Source organism: Pseudonocardia nantongensis (assembly GCF_046546495.1).
GTDB classification, from domain to species: domain Bacteria; phylum Actinomycetota; class Actinomycetes; order Mycobacteriales; family Pseudonocardiaceae; genus Pseudonocardia; species Pseudonocardia nantongensis.
On the sequence record NZ_JBKGXT010000044.1, the window covers coordinates 1 to 4,116 of the forward strand.

At 67.8% G+C, this 4,116-nt stretch carries 4 protein-coding genes; 3 read left to right on the forward strand and 1 reads right to left on the reverse strand.

Going from position 1 to position 4,116, the window contains the following annotated elements; all coding sequences use genetic code 11:
- The first annotated feature begins 114 nt into the window (after positions 1-114).
- From ACLFMI_RS26680 to ACLFMI_RS26690, 3 genes are all read left to right on the forward strand, one after another.
- Positions 115-690, forward strand: a complete 576-nt coding sequence (locus ACLFMI_RS26680; protein ID WP_410950722.1) for a LysR family transcriptional regulator substrate-binding protein — start codon at positions 115-117, stop codon at positions 688-690.
- 136 nt (positions 691-826) lie between these two features.
- On the forward strand, positions 827-1,993 hold the full coding sequence (locus tag ACLFMI_RS26685; protein ID WP_410950723.1) for a mandelate racemase/muconate lactonizing enzyme family protein: 1,167 nt from the start codon (positions 827-829) through the stop codon (positions 1,991-1,993).
- Positions 1,994-2,222: 229 nt separating this feature from the next.
- Complete coding sequence (locus ACLFMI_RS26690; protein ID WP_410950724.1) at positions 2,223-3,857, forward strand: SLC13 family permease; 1,635 nt, start codon at positions 2,223-2,225, stop codon at positions 3,855-3,857.
- Positions 3,858-3,918: 61 nt separating this feature from the next.
- Here ACLFMI_RS26690 and ACLFMI_RS26695 read toward each other — a convergent pair.
- The coding region (locus ACLFMI_RS26695; RefSeq protein ID WP_410950725.1) for an IS3 family transposase at positions 3,919-4,116 on the reverse strand (198 nt) is incomplete at its 5' end.

Here is a 4,116-nt window from a genome sequence, read left to right on the forward strand (position 1 = left end):
CGGTCATCGCGTGGTCGTCCTTCTTGAGTTCTGTGAGAGGTGTTCAAGAAGATCACGCGGTGGCCGCCCTACACGAGGCTCCGCCCGTCACCGGGCCGGTCACACACCACTCTGGTGGACGCCACTCGGGACGCACATCCGGGAGTCTCGGTCGGGATCAGTACCGCCAGAACGCCGGATGAGGTGTGCACGGCTGTCGTAGAAGGCTCCGCGGACATCGGGCTTCTCGCCGTGTCCAACGGTCCCCTACGGGATGCCACAGTACGAATCGAACCTCTGTTCGTTCAGGGCTATGTCATCGTGGCCCGCGACCCGGAAGCCCTCCCCGCCGGCGTGGGGCCTGTGCCGGTACGGCAGCTGCGCGACCTGGATCTAGTGGTCGGGCAGCTCGGAACAGGCATGCGACGTGTAGCCGACTCGATCCCGGCCTCGACCGGCTGCCGCGTGGTCGCCCAGGTCGAGCAACGCGAGGCACTTCTGCCCCTTGTCCTGGCCGGGCAGGGAGTGGCCGTCGTGGCCGACTCCTGGCGCGACATGGCCCAGGCTGCCGGCTTGACCGTTCGCACGGTCGACACCGAGGAGATCCTGCACGTCGCCCTGGTCCTGCCCCCGTCCTTCGTCAGCCCTGCCGCGGAGCGGTTCTGCGCAATCGCCACGACAACGGAAGTGACCTTCTCCGCCCAGCGATAGGCTGCACCTATTGATCGACTGGTATTTTGGTCTTGGACGTTCTCGGTCTGATGGTCGCTAATGGTGAACGAACCGGCTTGCCGCTCGTGCCACCGGGAGCCGAACCCCACCGCAGACTCGAGAGACAGGTACGTCAATGAAGATCATCTCCGTGCACGAGGGTGCTATCCCGATCAGCTCCTCGATCCGCAATGCCTGGATCGACTTCAGTTCGATGGACTGCTCGATCGTGGCGGTCGTCAGCGACGTGATGCGAGGCGGCGAGCCGGTCGTCGGCTACGGCTTTAACTCCAATGGTCGCTACAGCGCCGGTGACATCCTGCGCCGCCGCATCATCCCGCGACTGCTCGACGCCGCTCCGGAGGCGCTAGTGGCGGAGGACGGTCAGCTCGACCCGACTCGGGCGTGGGACGTGGTGATGCGTAACGAGAAGCCGGGCGGGCACGGCGAACGCTCGGTGGCCGTCGGCGTCCTCGACATGGCGCTGTTCGACCTGGCGTCGAAGGTCGCGGGCCAGCCGCTGTACCGGTGGCTGTCGGAGCGCCACGGCGACGGTGACCCCGACGACAGCGTGTTCGTCTACGCCGCGGGCGGCTACTACGCCCCGGGCAAGACTCTGTCGGATCTGCAGGACGAGATGCGCGGATTCCTCGATCAGGGTTACCGCGTGGTGAAGATGAAGATCGGCGGCGCGGATCTCGCCGAGGACCTGCGTCGTATCGAGGCGGTGTTGGAGGTGCTCCACGGCGACGGGTCGCGGCTGGCCGTCGACGTGAACGGGCGCTTCGACCTGCCCACGGCTTTGGCTTACGGCTCGGCGATCGAGCCCTACAACCTGTTCTGGTACGAGGAAGTCGGCGATCCGCTGGACTATCGCCTCAACGCGACCCTGTCCGAGCACTACCGCGGGCCCATCGCGACCGGGGAGAACCTGTTCTCCCTGCAGGACGCCCGCAACCTGATCCGCTACGGCGGCATGCGCCCGGACCGTGACTACATCCAGGTCGACCCCGCCCTGAGCTACGGACTGACCGAGTACCTGCGGGTGCAGGACATGCTCGCCCAGCACGGCTGGTCCTCGCGCCGCTGCATCCCGCACGGCGGACACCAGTTCTCCCTGCACATCGCCGCGGCCCTCAAGCTCGGCGGCAACGAGTCCTACCCCGGCGAGTTCCAGCCCACCGGCGGGTTCGCCGACGGCGCCGTGGTCAAGGACAGCCGGGTCGGGCTCACCGAGACCCCCGGCATCGGATTCGAGCAGAAGGCCGCCTTCTACAAGGTCCTGCGCGAGCTGCACAACTGACCCGGCAAGCCGGGCCGTCCTCCGGGTGGTCCCGGCGCCGCTGTCGTCTCCCGCCTCACAACGTCGTGTCTTTGGAGCTCAGTTGACCACTACCGACCTGGCACCCACCTCATCCCGCACTCTCCTCGACGAGCCGAGGTCCGTCGGCGAGCCATGGCCGCCGGGACCGTCGCATGTCGCGTACCTGTCTCGAGCAGTCGCGGGGCCGGAAAGCCGGGGGGGGCCGGCGATGACGGCCACGAGAAGCGAGAGCGAAACCCGGCCCACCTCCCCGACCGGGGCCTCCGCAGGCGCCGCCAACGGACGGTCGGCGCGAGCGACGTGGCTCCTGCGGTTGCTCGGTTTGGGTCTGGCGGTTCTCACATGGGTGCTGCTCGGCGCGACCGTGGAGCTTCCCCCCGATGCGCGGCTCGTCGCCGCGATCGGGGTCCTGATGGGGGTCTGGTGGGTCACCGAGGCAATCCCACTGTCGGCGACCGCACTGTTGCCGGTGGTGCTGTTCCCCGCCTTCGGCATTCTCTCGGTCTCGGACACCAGTGCCCGGTACGGCGACCCGGTCGTCTTCTTGTTCCTCGGCGGGTTCCTCATCGCAATAGGCATGCAGAAGTGGCACCTGCACCGCCGCATCGCACTGCTGACCCTGCGCAGAGTCGGCACGACACCGACCCGCATCGTGCTCGGCATGATGGTCGCGACGGCGTTCCTGTCGATGTGGGTCTCCAACACCGCGACCACGCTCATGATGCTGCCCATCGCCCTGTCGGTGCTCGCAGTGGTCGCCGAGCGTGCCGGGCACAGCGGTGACGAGGTCCAGCGCGGCGCCCCGCTGAGCGAGACCATCCGTGACCCCGCCGTGCGCTCGTTCGGCGTCGGTCTCGTGCTGTCGGTGGCGTGGGCCGCATCGATCGGCGGCCTCGGCACCCTGCTGGGCAGCCCACCCAACGCGGTCGTCGCCGGCTACGTGCAGAACGAGCTCGACCGCGAGATCAGCTTTGTGGGCTGGATGCAGCTGGGCGTTCCGATCGTCGTCGTGTTCGTGATCATCGCCTGGCTGCTGATCACCCGGGTGCTGTTCCGGACTACGCTGACCGAAATCCCCGGCGGCCGGGAGATGATCGACCAGCAGCTGCGCGAGATGGGCTCGGCCAGCACCGCCGAGAAGCGGATCCTGGCCGTGTTCGCCTCCGCCGCGTTTCTCTGGATCGCACCTGGGCTGTTGACCGAGTTCGATGCCGTCGACACCGCGTTGCCGTGGCTCGGCGACCTCAACGATTCGGCGATCGCGCTCGCGGCGGGTATCGCGCTGTTCCTGCTGCCGGCCTCGACCGTCCCGCCCGACGAGGCTGCGGCCGATCGCCGGGGCAGTCAGTACCGCATGCTGCTCACCTGGCCCGATGCGCAGGCCGGTCTGCCATGGGGCGTGCTGGTCCTCTTCGGCGGCGGGCTCGCCCTCGCCGGGGCGGTAGCCTCCAGCGGGCTCGACGAGTTCATCGGCGCCAGTCTCGCCGGGCTCGGTGTGCTGCCAATCCTGCTACTGACCGCCGCGGTGGTGACGATCGTACTGTTCCTGACCGAGATCACGAGCAACGTCGCGACGGCCGCAACGTTCATCCCGATCCTCGGTGGGGTGGCGATTGGCATCGGCGCCGATTCAATGACTCTACTCATCCCCGCCGCCCTGGCCGCGACGTGCGCGTTCATGCTGCCGGTCGGGACACCGCCGAACGCGATCGTGTTCGGATCGGGGGTGGTCACAATCGGTCAGATGGTGCGGGGCGGTCTGCTACTCAACGTCGTCGGGGTCGTGTTGATCACCGGCTTCGCGTTCCTGCTCGGTGGGTGGGCGCTCGGCCTGCAGTTCTGACCCCGCTAACCCCACCCTGGGGCCGACCAGTGCGGTGAATCGCCCCGGCATGTCCGGAGAGCTATCGGCTTGAGTGCTCCGGCTGGGGTTGGGCCGGGTGGTGACCATAGTGGGCGTCTTCCAGCTCGGCTAGCGGCATGTCCGCGGCCGCGCTGTGCAGGCGGCGGTGGTTGAACCAGTCGACGTATTCGAGGGTGGCGATCTCGACCTGCTCGACGGTGCGCCAGGGACCGCGAGGTTTGATCAGCTCGGTCTTGAA

What these genes read in the sequence shown, in the direction of transcription:
- ACLFMI_RS26685 (WP_410950723.1), top strand. Translation starts at nt 827, where the DNA reads ATGAAGATCATCTCCGTGCACGAGGGTGCTATCCCGATCAGCTCCTCG.
- ACLFMI_RS26690 (WP_410950724.1), top strand. Translation starts at nt 2,223, where the DNA reads ATGACGGCCACGAGAAGCGAGAGCGAAACCCGGCCCACCTCCCCGACC.